This window comes from Flavobacterium faecale (assembly GCF_003076455.1).
In the GTDB taxonomy this organism is placed as follows: Bacteria; Bacteroidota; Bacteroidia; order Flavobacteriales; family Flavobacteriaceae; genus Flavobacterium; species Flavobacterium faecale.
The window spans coordinates 2,097,309-2,114,579 of record NZ_CP020918.1; the positions used below are offsets into that span (position 1 = coordinate 2,097,309).

At 34.7% G+C, this 17,271-nt stretch carries 11 protein-coding genes; 3 read left to right on the plus strand and 8 right to left on the minus strand.

Features of this window, described 5'->3' with window-relative positions:
- The first annotated feature begins 454 nt into the window (after nucleotides 1–454).
- Nucleotides 455–793, plus strand: a complete 339-nt coding sequence (locus tag FFWV33_RS09190) for a hypothetical protein (RefSeq protein ID WP_108740636.1) — start codon at nucleotides 455–457, stop codon at nucleotides 791–793.
- Between the two features lie 825 nt (nucleotides 794–1,618).
- Entirely contained in the window at nucleotides 1,619–1,960 is a 342-nt protein-coding gene (locus tag FFWV33_RS09195) for a hypothetical protein (RefSeq protein ID WP_108740637.1), read from the plus strand.
- Nucleotides 1,961–2,008: 48 nt separating this feature from the next.
- Here the strand turns inward: FFWV33_RS09195 and FFWV33_RS09200 are convergent, their stop codons facing one another.
- Genes FFWV33_RS09200 through FFWV33_RS09210 form a run of 3 tightly spaced genes read right to left on the minus strand, consistent with a single transcriptional unit; the run spans nucleotide 2,009 to nucleotide 4,569 of the window.
- Nucleotides 2,009–2,479 (minus strand): DUF1456 family protein, encoded by a 471-nt coding sequence (locus FFWV33_RS09200; RefSeq protein ID WP_108740638.1) that lies wholly within the window; start codon nucleotides 2,477–2,479, stop codon nucleotides 2,009–2,011.
- 46 nt (nucleotides 2,480–2,525) lie between these two features.
- A complete protein-coding gene (locus FFWV33_RS09205) occupies nucleotides 2,526–3,551 on the minus strand; it encodes an aminotransferase class I/II-fold pyridoxal phosphate-dependent enzyme (protein WP_108740639.1) in 1,026 nt (341 codons plus the stop codon).
- Between the two features lie 7 nt (nucleotides 3,552–3,558).
- The gene (locus FFWV33_RS09210) at nucleotides 3,559–4,569 is read right to left on the minus strand and encodes a dipeptide epimerase (protein ID WP_108740640.1); all 1,011 of its coding nucleotides are present in this window, start codon (nucleotides 4,567–4,569) and stop codon (nucleotides 3,559–3,561) included.
- Between the two features lie 226 nt (nucleotides 4,570–4,795).
- Between FFWV33_RS09210 and FFWV33_RS09215 the strand changes: the two genes are divergently transcribed.
- Complete coding sequence (locus tag FFWV33_RS09215; protein WP_108740641.1) at nucleotides 4,796–5,197, plus strand: excinuclease ABC subunit B; 402 nt, start codon at nucleotides 4,796–4,798, stop codon at nucleotides 5,195–5,197.
- A gap of 67 nt (nucleotides 5,198–5,264) precedes the next feature.
- On the opposite strand, the gene uvrB is transcribed toward FFWV33_RS09215, so the two are convergent.
- The 5 genes from uvrB to rlmF all read right to left on the minus strand — a co-directional run bounded on the left by uvrB (nucleotide 5,265) and on the right by rlmF (nucleotide 17,188).
- Nucleotides 5,265–7,253 (minus strand): excinuclease ABC subunit UvrB, encoded by a 1,989-nt coding sequence (uvrB, locus tag FFWV33_RS09220; protein ID WP_108740642.1) that lies wholly within the window; start codon nucleotides 7,251–7,253, stop codon nucleotides 5,265–5,267.
- 130 nt (nucleotides 7,254–7,383) lie between these two features.
- A complete protein-coding gene (locus FFWV33_RS09225) occupies nucleotides 7,384–10,437 on the minus strand; it encodes a TonB-dependent receptor (RefSeq protein ID WP_108740643.1) in 3,054 nt (1,017 codons plus the stop codon).
- 647 nt (nucleotides 10,438–11,084) lie between these two features.
- Nucleotides 11,085–14,384 carry a TonB-dependent receptor gene (locus FFWV33_RS09230; RefSeq protein ID WP_108740644.1) on the minus strand — a complete coding sequence of 1,100 codons (3,300 nt, stop codon included), beginning with the start codon at nucleotides 14,382–14,384 and terminating at the stop codon, nucleotides 11,085–11,087.
- 391 nt (nucleotides 14,385–14,775) lie between these two features.
- A complete protein-coding gene (locus FFWV33_RS09235; protein ID WP_108740645.1) occupies nucleotides 14,776–16,107 on the minus strand; it encodes an alkaline phosphatase D family protein in 1,332 nt (443 codons plus the stop codon).
- 103 nt (nucleotides 16,108–16,210) lie between these two features.
- On the minus strand, nucleotides 16,211–17,188 hold the full coding sequence (gene rlmF / locus FFWV33_RS09240; RefSeq protein ID WP_108742506.1) for a 23S rRNA (adenine(1618)-N(6))-methyltransferase RlmF: 978 nt from the start codon (nucleotides 17,186–17,188) through the stop codon (nucleotides 16,211–16,213).
- Nucleotides 17,189–17,271: the final 83 nt, after the last annotated feature.

The following is a 17,271-nucleotide window of genomic DNA, read 5'->3' on the forward strand; positions in this document are numbered from 1 at the left end:
GCGCTTATACCATATTCTCATTTTTATACAGCAAATGATAATTTACTAAAACGTTGTAGTTATCGATTTTCTTTGCGTTTTGTGCAATGAAATAGATGGTTTGAATTAATTATCAATTGAATTATTACTGTTTTTTATGTATTAATGAGAATTTTTCAACTTGGCAAAAACCGCTTTTTCAGGACTAATGTAAATTTAATGTTAAGTGAATATATTTTAAATGTTAAATGTAACTTTTTTTAAAACTTTTTTTATCTCCAGAATTATGGATATAGCATATTTTTAAGCGTTTTTTTTTATATATCTACTAAATTAAACATGATTTTATTAAACAGTCAAAAAAAATAATCTGTTTGGGGCTTGATTTGGGGCTTTGTTACCAAAATCGACTCCTATTGCGCATCTAAAACTTCACTGTACATTTGTACCATAATAATTGAAAAACAGAAATATCATGAAAAAATCATTAGTATTATTAGTAGTTGCTTTATTCGCCAATGTAGCATTGGTATCAGCAAAAGACATGTTTCCAAAAAAGAATTACGCTAAAGTAAATCAAGAATTGTCAACATTATTGAACCCAAGTTCAGCAGTTGGTATTTTGGAAAAAAATGAAGTAGTAAAAGTTCAAATTCTAGTTACAGAGTCAGGTGACATCGTAGTATTGCACGCAGATACAGATAATGCATCTTTAGACTATTACATCAAAGAGAGCTTAAACTACAAAAAGTTTTCTACAAATGAATTGACTCCTGGTACTCATTATGAGTTTACTGTAAACTTTCAATCATAATGAAAGCTACAGAGAAGATCAAGTCGATTGAGAATTAAAAATCCTAAGTTGTTATAGCTTAGGATTTTTTTTTGCTCTTTATCGAATGGTCAAAGTCAATTTATTTCTTTCGATTTTTTATAATATACACCAAACGAATTTATATTTTAATCCAATACCTTCTGGCTTTATGCGGATACAATATGAAAACAGTTCAATTTAATTGAACTATATGACCTGACCCTGAAAGTGTAAACAGGCAAAGCAATATGTTATTGGTATTATGTAATAGTCTAGTTTTTCAGCTTATGGTAGCTGGAAAACTTTTTTGTTTTTGGTGCGGTCCAAGTTTGATACTAACTAAGTTGTTAGGCTAAAACCAGTAACTAATAAGGATTAATAGGTAATGAAACGAATGTAAGTCCAGCATTTTTCATGATTCTATTCTATTTTAAAGATAGCCCATTACACAATTTTGACTAGTTAGTAGCTCAAATTAGAGGTTATAAGGTTTTACTAGTCGTTTGATTGCCAAGGAATATTTGGTTTGATGCAGTCTTTAAGTAGATAAGGGTGCAGTTTGTTCTTACTTTTTAACTTAAATCTATACTCAAATGTTAAAGTTTATTTTTTTCTAAAAAAAGCAAAAAGCACGATTTATAAACGATGTGAAATTAATTTTCTCTTTTTTTACACATCTCTCAATTAAGTACTACTTTATTAATTAGTGTTCCAAAAATCGGCCGTTTTGGTACATAAACACTAATGTTAATGAAAATTTGGTGTGTTTTTCTAGCTTCAAATTAGCTGTATCTTTGCTGAAGAAATGTATTAAAAAAGAAGAAAATGAAAAAAGTACTTATATTATCAGCGTTTGCATTAGTTATGAATTTTGGTGTTTTATCTGCTAAAGAAGCAAAGCCAAAAAAGAACCATGCAGCAATGAAACAGGAAATATCAAATTTATTGACTCCTTTTCAAGAAATTGAAGAATTAGAGGAAGATGTAACTGTAAAAGTAAAAGTGATGATGACACCAAAACATCAAATTGTAGTTTTGAAAACAAATGCTTCGGATGAAGGTATGGATACTTACATCAAAGAATCATTGAATTATAAAATGTTAGAATCTGCAGACTTGCAAGCTGGTGAAGATTATGTGTTTACAGTAACCTTCAGAGCAGAATAAGCAACAAGCTTTATATTTACAAACAAAAAAAAATCTTAAGTCAATGACTTAAGATTTTTTTTTGTTTCCGTTGCTGTATTTTACTTTTTCAACTACTTGTACTTTTGGAGCGGCCTTTTTGTCTTTCGATTTAAAAGATGGCTTTTTTTTGAAGTCAGCCTTTGCACCTGGTTTTTGATCTCCTCTAGCGCCTTCAGTATCTTTTGGTGTTGCTTTGAACTCTGCACGTTCTTTTCCGCCTTCTTTTGCCGGAATTTGTGCTTTATGTTTGGCTAAAACATCAGTAGGATTCTTTGGGTTTTCTTTTGTACCTCTTAAATGAATCACCAATGCATTCAAGAAATTACGTAACACTTGGTCACCACATTCCATATAGTTAGGGTGTTTTTCATCTCTGAAAAAAGCACCTAGTTCAGATTTTGTAATTCGAAAATCAACTAGTTCTAAAATTTCTACTATTTGATCATCGCGAAGCATCAAGGCTACTCGCAATTTTTTGAAGATATCGTTGTTTGTCATCATTGTATTTATTTTTTACAAAGGTACGTTTTAAAACTAATTCTATTTAGTATTGATTCAGAATACCGATTATTTTATCTAAATCGTTTTTTTTATGATTTGCGGTAATTACGATCCTATTTAATTCACCCACCAAATTAGGATATGGAAAGTGAGTTATGATGATATTCTCCTTCTCAAAGATGGCACTACTATTTTTAATCGTAGGATAAATGACCGGGTAATTCGGATTAAAGGGAAAGTCAGGACTAGATTTAAGTTTTCGCTGTATGTATTGACATTTTTTTAGTAGTTTTTTGTGCTGCTTTTTAAAAATTGGTCCTGCATCTGCAAGCGATTGCGCAAAGGCAGGGTTCATACCAGCGCTAGAGACAAAGCTCGGATTTGTGCGCAGAAGCGTAATGAACTCCAAATCTGCTCCAATCATTCCACCCGTTAATCCAAGTGCTTTCCCTAATGAGGACAGCATAATTTTTCGTTCAACGACTGGAATCTGAGTAGAGGCATAAATCCCACATCCATTTTGGCCCAATATCCCTATAGAATGCGACTCATCCAGAACTAAGGTGATTTTTTTTGTTTTCGAAAATAAAGCAGTCACAGATAAATCTTGCGCCTGTATCTGCGAAGATGGAACTGCATCTGCGAGAATAGTAATGTTTTCGGATACATTATCGAGCAAACGAGGATGAATTTCACCATCAATCCATATTGGAAAACTCTCATCTACTTTAAGCGCTGTATGTGTATCTGGAAAATGAAAGAAACAAGAAGTAGTAGGTTTCAGGGTTTCGATAATGAGTTTCCCAGCCAACATTCCAGACGAAACTGTTAGTACTGCTTCGGCGTTGATAAAATTGGCCAAAAAACGTTCTCCATCTTCATAGGCAGAAAGGCTAATGTTGGCATTTCTAGAGCTACCATATGTTGTTCCCCATTTAAGAATATTTTTGGCAACAAGTTTCTGAAACATTTTATTCTTAGGAAGTCCCAGATAGGCGGTACCTCCAAAATAAAGGTATTCTTTATCTTGGACTGTTATAATTCGGTCAGGGCATGCGTTTACCTTCATTTTTACCTTATTTTAAAACTACTCCGGTACCATTTCCGTCAGCGTAGGTTACTTTACCGTCAACAATTAAGACACCATCCGCAATATCTTCTGCAAGAAGCAAGGGTCCATCCATATCAACATAATCCAACTGAGGCAATAATTGCGCAATCGCAGAGATACCCACAGATGATTCCGTCATGCAGCCTACCATTGTTTTGAGTCCGAGTTTGCGACCTTCAGCAATCATTCTGCGAGCAGGTGTGAGGCCACCGCATTTTACCAACTTTATATTGATACCATGAAAATGTTGGTTACACTTGGCGACATCAGCTTCAATAATACAACTTTCGTCCGCAATTACAGGTAAAACAGATTCTTTAAAAACCTGTGCGTGACCATCCCAGTTGTCTGCTTTGAGAGGTTGTTCTAAAAATTCGACACCTAATTTCTTTAATTCGATCGCGTTTTTTATGGTTTCATCAACGCCCCATCCACAATTGGCATCTATTCGAAAAATAGCCTTAGACCTTTTTCTAAGTTCTTTGACAATGGCGATATCCTCTTGTGTTCCTAATTTAATTTTATAAATAGGCCAAGGAAGTTCTTCCATTTTTTCAACCATTTTATCTATGGTATCAATCCCAATGGTGTAATTTGTAATCGGATTATTGGTAATAGGATGATCCCATAACTGGTATAGTTTTTTTCCTTTTTTGCGCGCATACAAATCGTTGTATGCCATATCAAGTGCACACAAGGCAAATAGATCGTCTTGTAAAAACGGATGTATTTTAGACCAGAATTCTTCAGGGGTTTCTGTGGTCGTACTTTCGATAAGTGATCGGATGGATTCTAAATCTGCCGTCATTTTGGGAACAGTGATTTTATAGTAAGGGTTGGAGGTTGCTTCTCCAAAACCAGACTGTCCATCGCTCTTTAACTCCACAATCATGGAGGGTTGTATCGTAATTGATTCTCTCGAAATCGTAAAAGTATGCTTTAATTTTAAGTCGTATGATCGAATGATTAATTCCATTTTGTAGGCATTGTAGGTTTTCTATAATAAATCTAAAGCTAACGAAATTTACTTAGAAAAAAGAGGATTTGGATATAAAAAATTTTAGATTATAAAAAACCAAACTGTAACGTAATAATGCATTTTTGTTAAAAATTCAAGGGACATAAAAATTATATGATCGAATAATCAATTGTTTTTTGCTTATTGTGATAAAATTGATAAATTAGCATAAATTAATTATCCAATGGACGTTTATCAAGAGAAGAAGAATTTATTACTAGACATGATTGCTTATGCAACAGTCAATGGCGAATTGGATAAAAAGGAATTTGATTTTTTATTTTTACTAGCCAATACTTTAGATATCGAGCGCGGTGGCTTTATGGATCTATTCTACAAAGGAACCACACTTAAAATGATTAAAGACGAGTCAGTTCGTATTTTACAATTTTATAGACTGGCTATTTTAATGCAAAAAGATAATAATTTGTTTGTGAAAGATGCTACAGCCATCAAACAGTTTGCGATTCATATGGGAGTAAATCTGGATGCCGTCAAAAAAGTGCTCAAAAAGATGAAGTCAGCTCCAGATACTCAAATTAGTATTAATGAGTTGTTGCGCATATTTAAAGACGCAGAATTTTAATAAATACAGTGATAATGTTAGCTTAATAAAGATTAGTTTGCCTCCTTTATATTCTAAATTCAAGGTATTACAGTTTTTCTTGTAATACCTTTATTTCGTCTCGTAATTTAGCAGCCTGCATAAAGTCCAACTCTTTTGCTGCTTTTTCCATGTTTTTTCGCTTTTCGCGAATGCGCTTCTCTAATTCAGCTTTCGATAAATATTCTGTTTCTGGTTCTGCAGCTTTTTCTAGTGTGTTGCCGAATTCATAATCTACTAATGAATTTTTCACAAAAGCACTTTCGATCTTTTTATTCAATGCTTGTGGTACGATGTTATTCGCTGTATTGAAGTTCATTTGCTTTGTTCTGCGATATTCGGTTTCATCTATGGTTTTCTGCATGCTGGCTGTAATTTTATCGGCATACAAAATCGCTTTTCCATTCAAGTTACGGGCTGCACGACCAATAGTTTGCGTCAATGAACGGTGGCTACGCAAAAATCCTTCTTTATCTGCATCCAATATAGCAACTAGTGAAACTTCGGGTAAATCTAAACCTTCACGCAACAAATTGACTCCAATTAATACATCAAATATTCCTTTTCGCAAGTCTTGCATGATTTCTATTCGCTCCAAAGTATCAACATCAGAATGAATGTAACGGCAACGGATACTGACCTTTGTCAAATATTTAGCCAGTTCTTCGGCCATCCTTTTTGTTAACGTTGTGACAAGGACACGTTCATCCAATTCACAACGTATCTGAATTTCTTCTATCAAATCATCAATCTGATTCAAGCTTGGACGAATTTCGATTATAGGATCCAAAAGTCCAGTAGGGCGAATGACTTGCTCCACATAAACACCTTCACATTTTTCTAATTCATAATCAGCCGGAGTTGCTGAGACATAAATAACCTGATTTTGCATGGCTTCAAACTCTTCAAATTTCAAAGGTCGGTTATCCATGGCTGCAGGTAATCGAAAACCATATTCGACCAAATTTTCCTTACGGCTACGGTCACCTCCATACATAGCATGCACCTGTGAGAGTGTAACGTGGCTTTCATCCACCACCATCAAAAAGTCTTTAGGGAAATAATCTAACAAGCAAAAAGGTCTCGTTCCAGCTAATCGGCCATCAAGATAACGAGAATAATTTTCGATACCAGAGCAATAACCTAGTTCACGAATCATCTCTAAATCAAAATTCGTTCGTTCTTCCAAACGCTTTGCTTCCAAATGTTTGCCGATTTCTTTAAAATAATCAACTTGTTTTACCAAATCTTGCTGAATTTCCCAAATAGCTCCTTGTAGCACATCGGGTGAAGTCACAAACATATTAGCGGGATAAATCGTTAATTTTTCAAATTTTTCGACAACCATTGCAGTAGTTACATCAAATGATTCGATTTCTTCTATTTCATCCCCAAAAAAATGAATTCGATAGGCATCATCAGCGTAGCTAGGGTAGACTTCTACCGTATCACCTTTTATCCTAAAGTTTCCAGGTGTAAAGTCCGCTTCTGTTCTAGAATACAAACTTTGCACGAGTTGGTGCAGCAGTTTGGTTCTAGAAATTTCTTGACCTGTTTCTATCGGGATTAGATTGTTTTGGAATTCGACCGGATTACCAATTCCGTACAAGCAAGAAACAGACGAAACCACAATAATATCACGCCTGCCCGAAAGTAAAGAGGATACGGTAGACATTCGCATTTTTTCTAATTCTTCATTTATAGAAAGATCTTTTTCTATAAAAACTCCTGTTACGGGTATAAAAGCTTCGGGTTGGTAATAATCATAGTAGGATACAAAATATTCTACAGCATTATTAGGGAAAAATTGTTTGAACTCAGAATACAATTGTGCCGCCAAGGTTTTGTTGTGTGCCAAAATTAGTGTTGGTCGTTGGACTTCTTCAATTACATTGGCTACGGTAAATGTTTTTCCAGAACCCGTCACTCCCAAAAGGGTTTGGTATTGCTCGCCATCATTAATTCCTTGTACTAATTTTTTAATGGCTTGGGGTTGGTCTCCTTTAGGTTGGTAATCTGATACGACTTGAAAATTCATTATGGTTTTATTGCGAAAATTTTATAAATACAAAGTTACGAAGTTTAAAAGCATCCTTGTCTAAAGATAATGCCAAAAAAAAACCATCATGCGTACATGATGGTTTTTAGTAAAAAAGGATGTGTTTATTTTAGAAACTTAAACTTAATCTAGCAAAAAGGAATCTTCCGTTTTGTCCAAATTGAGAGGTATTTCTAGAGTATGTAAATTGATTCGCATTTGACAAATCAATTGAGTTGTTTGATGATGTAGTTGCAGAATAAACTACGTTACCACTAGAGTCAACTCCAGATGCTCTTTGTGCAACTGTTTGTGGTCCTAAGTTTTTTGAAGGGTAAATATCAAAAATGTTATTTGCACCAATTACGATTTTAGTAGAACTTGATATTTTATATCCAACAGATAAATCAGTTACGATTCTTGCTCCCCAATGTGGATGCTCGTTTTCAACAGCTTGACCGTTTACTACAATAGCGTTTATTTTTCCATCTCCATTTACATCTGCGATATTTGGATCTGTTACTTGACCGAAATATACGTTTCTCAAGAAGAAATCGAATTTTTTAACTGTCAAAGTATTAGTTAAGTTTGCTTTTGCTCTTGGCACAGCTTCTTCAAGATATATTCTACTTGTTTCAGAGAAGTATCTGTTTGTTTGTCCGTTATCTTTTAAGATTTGAGAACCTTTGATGTCTCCAACTTTATTTGTTTTAGAAATCGTACCTGATAAATCTGTTTTTAACGTTAAACCATTTCCAACATTTGCTTTATGGCTTATTACCACATCAATTCCTTTTGATTGTGTATCGATTGCATTTGCAAAAAATGTTGCTGCGGTTGCATTGGCATTGTCAAACAAAGCATTTAGTTGCGCAGCAGCTGTTCCTGTAGCCGGAGTTCCGCCTGGTCTAGAGAATTGATCTGTAAGAACCACTCTGTTTTTGATTTTCACGATGTAAGCATCTGCAGTAATAGTCAATTTTGCTTCTGGAATTTTAGCAGTAAAACCAAAACTAGCACTTTGCGAATCTTCTTGTTTCAATTGTGGAATTCCTAATAATTTTGCAGCAGGAGAATCATTGCTGAATGTCCCTACTTCAAATGGTACACCGCCTACGAATTGTGTAGCAGTAGAGTTGTAGTAAATTTGGTGTAACGATGGTGCTCTAAATCCTGTAGAAACGGCACCACGTAAATTCACATTATCAGTTAGTTTGTAACGAGTAGCCAATTTGTAGTTTGTAGTTCCTCCAAAATCAGAATAGTTTTCATAACGCAATGCTCCGTTCAATAACCATTTGTCTGTTACGTCATATTCAAGATCTGCGTAAATAGCACCACTTGTACGTCCCTTATCTACTGTGTTTGCTGGTTTAAAACCGGGGAAAACTTGTGCTCCTCCTGGTCTAACGTTGCCATAAAAATCGGTTGCTTTTATGTTAGTTGCTGTCGTAGCAGTAACAATGTCACCATTGATATCGTATTGATTATATGAATCTGGCTCCCCTTCTTTAATTTGAAAATTTTCATGTCTAACTTCTGCTCCAAAAGCAACGTTTAATTTGTTGATTTTTTTCGAAATATCAAAGTTAGTTGTGTTTTGTGAGAAAGCCAATCCACCTGCATCAAATGAAGTAGGAGAATTCTCTCTTAAGGAAGCGTTTAATGTGTTTTCGATATTATAATCAAAACCGTTTCTACCAAAAGTATTACTTAAATCAAATTTCCAATCTTTCATCATAGTACCTCTAATTCCTACTGCTGCAGAAATATCGTTGATTGTAGAATGAATTTCTGGTAAGAAACCATTTGGATATAAGAAAGTGTAGGTTCTAGATTGATTTGGTCTTCTGTAAAAACCTGCTGCTTCACCTGTTCTGTGACTTGTTCCTCCAAAAGCATACAATTCTACATTGTCGTTAATGGGGTATGCTGCGTTTACAAAAAATTGTGCGCTTTGCAGTGATGATTGTCCGACATTCATGTTGAAAGCACTTCTTTGTAAATTTCTGTAGTTTAATTCTCCAGCTGTAGCATCAAAGTTTAATGCTGTTTGCATTTGTGAAATAGAAGTTGCTCCAAGGATTGAAGCTTGTTGTGCCGCTGTAAAGTAATTGACTCCTAATGCATTTGATTTAATCGATGTTAAAATCTGAGCTGAGTTAGTTGTATTGTTGATGTTTCCCCACAAAGAATTGATATTTTGTTCTTTTTCAGTTGCTCTTTGCTCAATAGCGTTAAAAGCATTAAAAATATTTCCTGTTGCATCATTGGCTCTACTTGTTTGTCCTCTTAATTGAAAACTTCCCGTTACATTCACAAAACTTTTTTCTTTACCAAGACCTGTTCCATAGTTTACGTCAAGTTGTGCATTGTTTCCATCGTTTCCACCTCTGTGATCATTTGCTCCCTTAGAAAAATAACTACCGCCTAAGATATTAATGTCAAGTTTGTTTGTAGCTTTTTTTACGTTCACGTTGATTACACCGGCAATCGCATCAGATCCGTATTGTGCAGCAGCTCCATCTCTTAATACTTCGATTTTTTCGATAGCAAAAGCAGGGATTGCATTTAAATCGGTACCTACAGATCCTCTACCTGGTGATCCGTTGATGTTTACAAGTGAAGAAGTATGTCTTCTTTTTCCGTTTACTAATACCAAAACTTGGTCTGGTCCAAGACCTCTTAATTGTGCTGGGTCAATGTGATCTGTTCCATCGGCTACTGTTGTAGTATTTGATGTAAAAGAGGGAGCAACCATGTTCAAAATCTGATTCAAATTGGCTTGAGACCCTTGAGAAGCTATATCTTTCATATTAATTACATCGATAGGCACTGCAGATTCTGTTACTGTTCTAGCAGCGCTACGTGATCCAAGTACCACTACATCTTGCAAAGTTTCACCTCCGCCTGCAAGCATTACATTGATAGTGCTACCTGTTACTTTTATTGTCTTTGTCTCCAATCCAATAAAAGAAAATTGAAGAGATTCTCCCATTTTTGCAGAGATAGTATATTTTCCGTTTACATCAGTTGTGGTTCCTTTTGATGTACCTTTTACCATAACAGTGGTTCCTGGTAATGTCCCTTTCGAGTCATCTGTTACAACACCTGATACTTTTATATCTTGTGCGGTAACAATACCGCAAAAAATAAGAGATAAGAAGAGTAGTAATTTTTTCATAAGCTTTTGTTTTTGATTTATTGTATTAGTTTAGTTTTGGGTAATATTTTGTTATAATTATGTTAATAAAAAGTAAATATAGTAATTAAAATTTCACTAAAACATTTTTGGGTGCTTATTGTGAAATAAAAATAATTAGTATAATAGATTATTAAATCACTATTTTACGCTTTATATAATTGTGTTTTGATAATTGAAAATAGTAGGTGAGGTATTGAATTTACTGGTATTTTTAGAATCGTATTACTATTTGTAAAAGCAAAATACTATTTTACAGGGTGTACTGTGATAGCCTCAGATCGAGCACTTCAATTTTTAATTAATTTCTAAATTATTTTTATGGAAAGAATTTTAATACCGATTTCGTATTACTTCGCTTGTTCGCACATTCAGTCTCGGGTCAATATAATCCTCGCGAAGTGTCGGGAGCATTGTACTATTTTGATGTTGTATCATAATTATACCAGAAAGCAATGGACTAAAATAGAAGTTTAACTGGTGTAATATTAAATCTTTTACTAGAGTGGCATGTTTTAATCTCTGGAGTTGTAGTTGTGCTTATTGTTAAGTTTATGGGTAGGGGGCAAAAACAAAAAAGCCATCAACATATGTTGATGGCTTTTCTTTATCAATAAGGTGATAATTGATTATCTACCGAATGTGTAACGCAAAGTCAATTGAGCTTGCCATACATCAGATGTAGAAGTGTTTTTTTGGTAAGTATCTTTTAATAATACAGATGTACCATTAACAGTTTGTGTTCCTAGCTTGTAGATTGGTGTGTTTGTAGCTGCATCAGTTCTAACATAAACTAATGGACTAGTGTTAGTAAAACGTTGACTTACACCCCAATTTTTATTAATCATATTGGTAAAGTTCAAGATGTCTGCTCTTACTTGTAAACTATTTCTATGTTTACCAGCTTTGATGAAAAAATCTTGAGTTACAGATAAGTCCATACGGTGTAGCATTGGAATAGTTGATGCATTTCTTTGAGCATACTGACCTCTTCTTTCAGATAAGTATGAATCTTGATTGATGTAAGCATCAAGTGCTGTACGTTGCTGTGCTTCGGTATATGTTACGCCAGATGCAACCAACGGATCAAATCGTAATTCAGATGCAGAGTTTGGTACATAGATCAAATCATTTCCTCTAATTTGGTCACCATTCAAGTCACCATTAACAGTGTAGCTGTTTGCTCCTGTTTGTTCTCCAATATAACCTAAACTGAAAGAGGTTGCTCCTCCAAACTCTCCTCCGTATTGAATTTTGTATCCTAATGTTCCAACGATACGGTGCGGTGTATTGTTACTTGAATTTGATAATGTCAAGTTATTATTTCCATTTACTGTAGCAGTACCGTTGTAAGCACTAGCTGCTGTTGAACCTACAGAGTTTAAGTCATATGCACCTGAGTGTGTATACGCTAATGATCCCCAAAGTCCTCTTTGGTAAGCATACTCTAATTTAAATGTAGTAGAGTAGAAGTACCCTTTGCTTTTACTTGTTAAAACATAAGCTCCACTGATGTCATCTTGAACACGTACACCTGCATCAGTTCTTGCAAAACGTGTTCTGTTGTCTGTTCCTCCAAATGTACCTACAGGTGCATCTAAGTTTGCATCATAATAAGTTGCTGCGTTGATGTTTTGTCCAAAAATACTCTCTACAGTTCCAGTGAAACCGAATGGTAATTTTTGATCAATTGCGATAGTAGATTTCCATACTTGTGGAAATTTGTAGTTATCAGCCGTAGCGTTAAGTTGGAATTTTGGTGATGGTGCTAAAGATGAAGGTGTTAAGTATTGACCTGGATCTGCTGTGAATCCACTTGTAGTACTACTAAATCCATTGGTGATTGCACCACTGTTTCCAATTGCATTGCTTAGTAATACATAAGGAGGGCGACCTGTAAAGATTCCTGATCCTCCTCGTAATTGAGTTGTTTTGTCTCCGTAAACATCTAAATTGAATCCAACTCTTGGTTCAAACAAAAGTTGACTTTTTTGACCTTTTCCTGAATCAAATGTTTGACCATCTGCAAAAGTTAGGGGCGCTACAGCAACTCCAGCGGTATTTGTGTACCCTGTTAAGAATTTATTAGCAATTCCAGTGTTTGCAAACCAAAGTTGTGAAGCTCTTAAACCAAATGTAATGTTTAATTTTTCACTTACTTTGATGTTGTCTTGCGCGTACAAATCAATTTTATTAGATTTAAATACTTGGTTAGCATCGTCTCCACCTAGTAAAGAGTAGTTATATTGTGTTCTACTTGGTTTGTTAACCGTCGTTGGTACACCATTTAAGGTTGACGCTTCGGCCATTGTAGCAATAAAGCTAGCTAAAGAGTTAAAAGTGTAAGCAGCATTATTAGCAATGATAAAAGAGTTGTTTGAAATAAATCTTTCGTAGTTCGCTCCAAAAACAATTGTGTGTTTTCCTGCAGTAACGGTAAGGTTATCTGTGAAATGCAGTGTAGAATAATCTAATTTGTTTCCTTTTGTAAAAGGATCTAGACCTGCTGAGATATAAGTTGCGTTTCCATCTAAGATATCGATGGTTGGAAAAATACCTCCACCTTGCAATCCTCTATCCTCAATTTGTTTGTCATAACCTGCAATGAAGTTATTGTTGGTTCTGTTTGATAATTTGCTATCTAATTCTAACACTATCGAACGAGTGTTATCCTGTACAGTGTATCCACTATTTTGGTAAGATAAAGAGTTTACGTTTGTTCTTCTGTTACCAGCACCTGCTGAAGTAGAGTTTGAAACTAATTGATCAGACTCTGAGTCATGGTGTACGTAACGAACGTTTAATTTGTTATTGTCATTGATGTTCCAGTCAATACGAGCTAAGTATTTTGTAGAGGTTGAATTAGCATCATAACCTTGGTAAGGTCCAGTTACATATCCAAAATTATCAAATAATGTTTTAGAAACTAAGTTAAGGTCTGTTACTGTAGTTCTAGTTACTTGTCCTGTCTGAGTTCCAGATCCGTCATTTGCAATCCAGTTAGTTGCTGGAGAAACGTTGTCTACTGTTTCAAAGTTACCAAAAAAGAATAATTTATTTTTGATGATCGGCATCCCTAATCTAGCACCGTAAATCTTTTGATTAAATTTACCTGAAGAAATAGTGTTGTCTCCTGCTTTTGTACCCAAATAGGTTTTTGAATTGTTTTGGAAAGAGTGGTAAACAGATCCTTCTACTTCATTACTACCACTTCTTGTAACAGCATTAATTCCTGTTCCTAAGAAACCTGATTGACGTACGTCAAAAGGAGCGATGTTTACTTGTAATTGCTCAATAGCATCCATTGATATAGCTGTAGATCCAGTACGCCCTCCAGCTTGTGCATCACCACCTAATCCAAATCCGTTGTTAAAAACAGATCCGTCAATTGTAAAGTTGTTCAAACGAGAATCTTGACCTCCAAAAGAACCATTAGCTCCTGCGTTAGCGCTGTATTTTGTTACACTTGAAATAGAACGTGATCCTGTAACAGGCACAGAGTTGATTTCTCTTGTAGAAAATTGTTGTGATGCTCCTGTTTTGTTTTTAGAAAATAAATTACTTCCGCTAGTTGACTTGATTACTACTTCTTTCAAAGCATTTGTTTCTTCTTTCAATGAAACATTAATTGTAATGTTGTTTCCTAAGGGTGCGCTAATTTCTGTAATTTCAGTCGTTGTATAGCTTACAAACGATGTTTTAACTGTATATGGTCCACCTGGTCTAATTGCAGGTACTGAGTATCTACCATTACCATCAGTTGTAGCATAATATTTTGACCCAGTAGGTTCATGAATAACCTCTACCGTTGCTCCCGGTAAAGCTTCTCCTTTGGTAGATTTTACTGTACCAGAAATCGAAGATTTTGTTACTTGTGCAAATCCTATGGATTGGATTGCAAGAAGTAAAATAAAAAGTAATTTTCTCATGTTAAAATTGTTTAAAATTTTTCACAAAATTCCTTTAATTTCCCTTCTTAAATATTAAGGAATTGTTAACAAGTTATCAAATTAGTAGGTCTTACTAGGGGTAAAAAGAAAGAAAAAACTATCACACGTTAATTTAATGTTATGTAAATGAAAATTTAACAGTCGATTTGGTACAGGCGCATTTAGGCTAATGAAATCGGAGTACTACAAAAAATAACAATTTGGAATGTACTTGTTATTAATTTGTGAATTGCTTTTTTTGAGAATGTTCTATTTCTCTCTTTTTTTATTTTTAAACTAATAATTTTTATACCAATTTGTTGCTAATTTGATTAAAATAGAATGTAATGCGAAGAAGTAAGTTATTGGTTTTTTTAGAATTAAGCACTTCTTATTGAAGCTCATTTTTAGTGATTGTTCTGGTCCACAATGTATTTCCGTCTTTGTCTAGAAGTAAAAGCTCCATTTTGCGATTATCATTATCACGTGAAAAAGTGATGGTCCCGAAATTATGCGTAAAAAAGGCACTATCCTTTACACGAAGTTTATTATCGTACGCAACATATTTACCTGATGCAACTCCTGCCGTCAGCGGAGATACCGTCCAGTCGTATAGGGGATACGTATTTGGTCGTTCTAAACGGGATAATTCAGAAAAATGTCGGTCTCCAGATAAGAACAAAACGCCCTTGATGTCATTGGCTGCGATTTCAGATAGTAATTTTTCTTTCTCTTCGGGATAATGACCATAATTTTCTGTTTTTGGATCTGAGTTTAAAACTTGTCCTCCAATAACAACTATTTTAAAATTGGCTCTTGAAGTCGCCAACGCATCAATCAACCATTCTAGCTGTTTATCTCCTAACATAGTGAGTTTTCCGGTTTTTCTCTCGTCTGGTGATCGAAAGAATCGGTTGTCTAACAAAAAGAACTCGGCATCACCCCAATTAAAGGTGGTGTAAACTCCTTCTTGTTGGCTTGGGTCCATGCCATATGACTTGTTAGCCCAAAAATCTTTAAATGCTTTTTGAGTTAGATATTTGTTGTAAAAACTTCTGTTACTGTCATCGGGACCAAAATCATGATCATCCCAGATAGCTATATTTTGAGCTTTTGCTAATAATGGTTGTATTTCTTTTATAGCACGTGTGTGCGTATTGCGGTGGTAAATTCCTGTTTTACTATCATAATCAGCTTCTCGCAAATAGGTATTATCACCTCCCCACAGCATGATGTCTGGATTTTGCTTGGCAATGGTTTCAAATATTTCATATTCACTTCCGTAGCCTTTACCAGGTCGGTCCAACGGATTTTCATTGATATAAGAACAACTGCCAAACGCAATTTTGAATTCAGGAGCATTTTCGCGCCATTGCCAAAATTTTTTAGATCGAAAGGTAGTCTCGTAGGGAACAGTTACCTTTTTATCGTTGATGATTAGTTGGTACTGGTACTTTTTTCCTTCTTGTAATTGGTCTAGTAAAATGTGGTAAGTATACGCTACTTCTTTCGAACTTTGAAATTCGTCTGAGAAATAATGTACAGTTGGATTTTCGATATCAAAATATTCGATCTTTACTTTAGCTGTTTCTGTAGTTTGCAACCATATCATGGCTTCCTTCATTTCGCAATAACCAACCATTGGTCCCGATTTCAGAATTCCGTTTTGGGCAAAAAGTACAATGCTAATAAAAAATGCTAAGACAGATAATTTTGATCTCATTATAAAGGTATAAGTGATTAGGAAACAAAAATACTATTTTTTATTTCCTAATGTATAACTTCACGTTTTAGTAACATTAAAAGGTTTTCGAAAAAAAGCGTAATTAAATTACTTGATCACTTTTTTGAAATTGCCATTCTTCTTGTTGTTGATCGCTCAAAAAAGACCAAGCCAAAATTCGACTCGTTTTTTGTCCTTGTGCCATGTCAATTGTTCGAATGTTTGCAGCGTTCACTTTATTTAGTACTTTATACAAACTTTTTAAATGCGATTGTTTGGCTACCAAAGTAGTAAACCATAATATTTGCATGGGATATTTGGCACTTTCATAAATCATTTGTGAAATGAAACGAAACTCGCCACCTTCACACCATAATTCAGTATTGTGTCCGCCAAAATTTAAGATTGGTTTGGTTGTCCTTGTATTTTCTAAATTATTTATTTTTCGAATACTGCCCTGAGTCGCTTCCTCTTGTGAGGTGTGGAAGGGTGGGTTACACAGTATAAATTCGAACTTATCTTCGGGAGTAATAATATTTTTAAAAATAAAGCGGGCCTCAATTTGCTGCTGTAAACTTATAGCATCTACTAATTTTGGATTTGACTCTATTATTTTGCTACAATTTTTTAATGCTTTGTCGTCAATATCTGTTCCTACAAAGTTCCATCCGTAAATTGAATTTCCTAAGATGGGATAAATGCAATTGGCTCCAACACCAATATCAAGTCCATGAATGCTTTCTCCTTCTGGGATTATACCGCCATTAGTAGTGGCAAGTAGGTCGGCAACATTATGTATGTAATCTGCGCGACCGGGTATTGGTGGGCAAAGGTAATCTTTTGGAATATCCCAATTTTGAATACCATAATAAGTAATAAGTAGTGCTTTGTTTAAAGCTTTTACAGCATCGGGATCGCTAAAGTCTATGGTTTCATCTGAACTCTCTGGATCATGTTTGTTAGTACTAACAAAGTTTTTTAATGCAGGGTAACGTTCTATCAAAAGTTTAAAATCATATCGTGAACGATGTAGATTTCTAGGATGTAATTTTGTTTTTTCTGTAAGCTGTTTAGCCATCATTCTATCTATTTCTGGAAAAGGAATTGTTAAAAAAGAAATACTCCTAATCATGAGCAAGTTATATAAAAAAGTAGAACTTTTCT

Excerpts from the sequence above, each read along its gene's own strand:
- FFWV33_RS09190 (WP_108740636.1), top strand. The coding sequence starts at position 455 with ATGAAAAAATCATTAGTATTATTAGTAGTTGCTTTATTCGCCAATGTA.
- FFWV33_RS09195 (WP_108740637.1), top strand. The coding sequence starts at position 1,619 with ATGAAAAAAGTACTTATATTATCAGCGTTTGCATTAGTTATGAATTTT.
- FFWV33_RS09200 (WP_108740638.1), bottom strand. The coding sequence starts at position 2,479 with ATGACAAACAACGATATCTTCAAAAAATTGCGAGTAGCCTTGATGCTT.
- FFWV33_RS09205 (WP_108740639.1), bottom strand. The coding sequence starts at position 3,551 with ATGAAGGTAAACGCATGCCCTGACCGAATTATAACAGTCCAAGATAAA.
- FFWV33_RS09210 (WP_108740640.1), bottom strand. The coding sequence starts at position 4,569 with ATGGAATTAATCATTCGATCATACGACTTAAAATTAAAGCATACTTTT.
- FFWV33_RS09215 (WP_108740641.1), top strand. The coding sequence starts at position 4,796 with ATGGACGTTTATCAAGAGAAGAAGAATTTATTACTAGACATGATTGCT.
- uvrB (WP_108740642.1), bottom strand. The coding sequence starts at position 7,253 with ATGAATTTTCAAGTCGTATCAGATTACCAACCTAAAGGAGACCAACCC.
- FFWV33_RS09225 (WP_108740643.1), bottom strand. The coding sequence starts at position 10,437 with ATGAAAAAATTACTACTCTTCTTATCTCTTATTTTTTGCGGTATTGTT.
- FFWV33_RS09230 (WP_108740644.1), bottom strand. The coding sequence starts at position 14,384 with ATGAGAAAATTACTTTTTATTTTACTTCTTGCAATCCAATCCATAGGA.
- FFWV33_RS09235 (WP_108740645.1), bottom strand. The coding sequence starts at position 16,107 with ATGAGATCAAAATTATCTGTCTTAGCATTTTTTATTAGCATTGTACTT.
- rlmF (WP_108742506.1), bottom strand. The coding sequence starts at position 17,188 with ATGATGGCTAAACAGCTTACAGAAAAAACAAAATTACATCCTAGAAAT.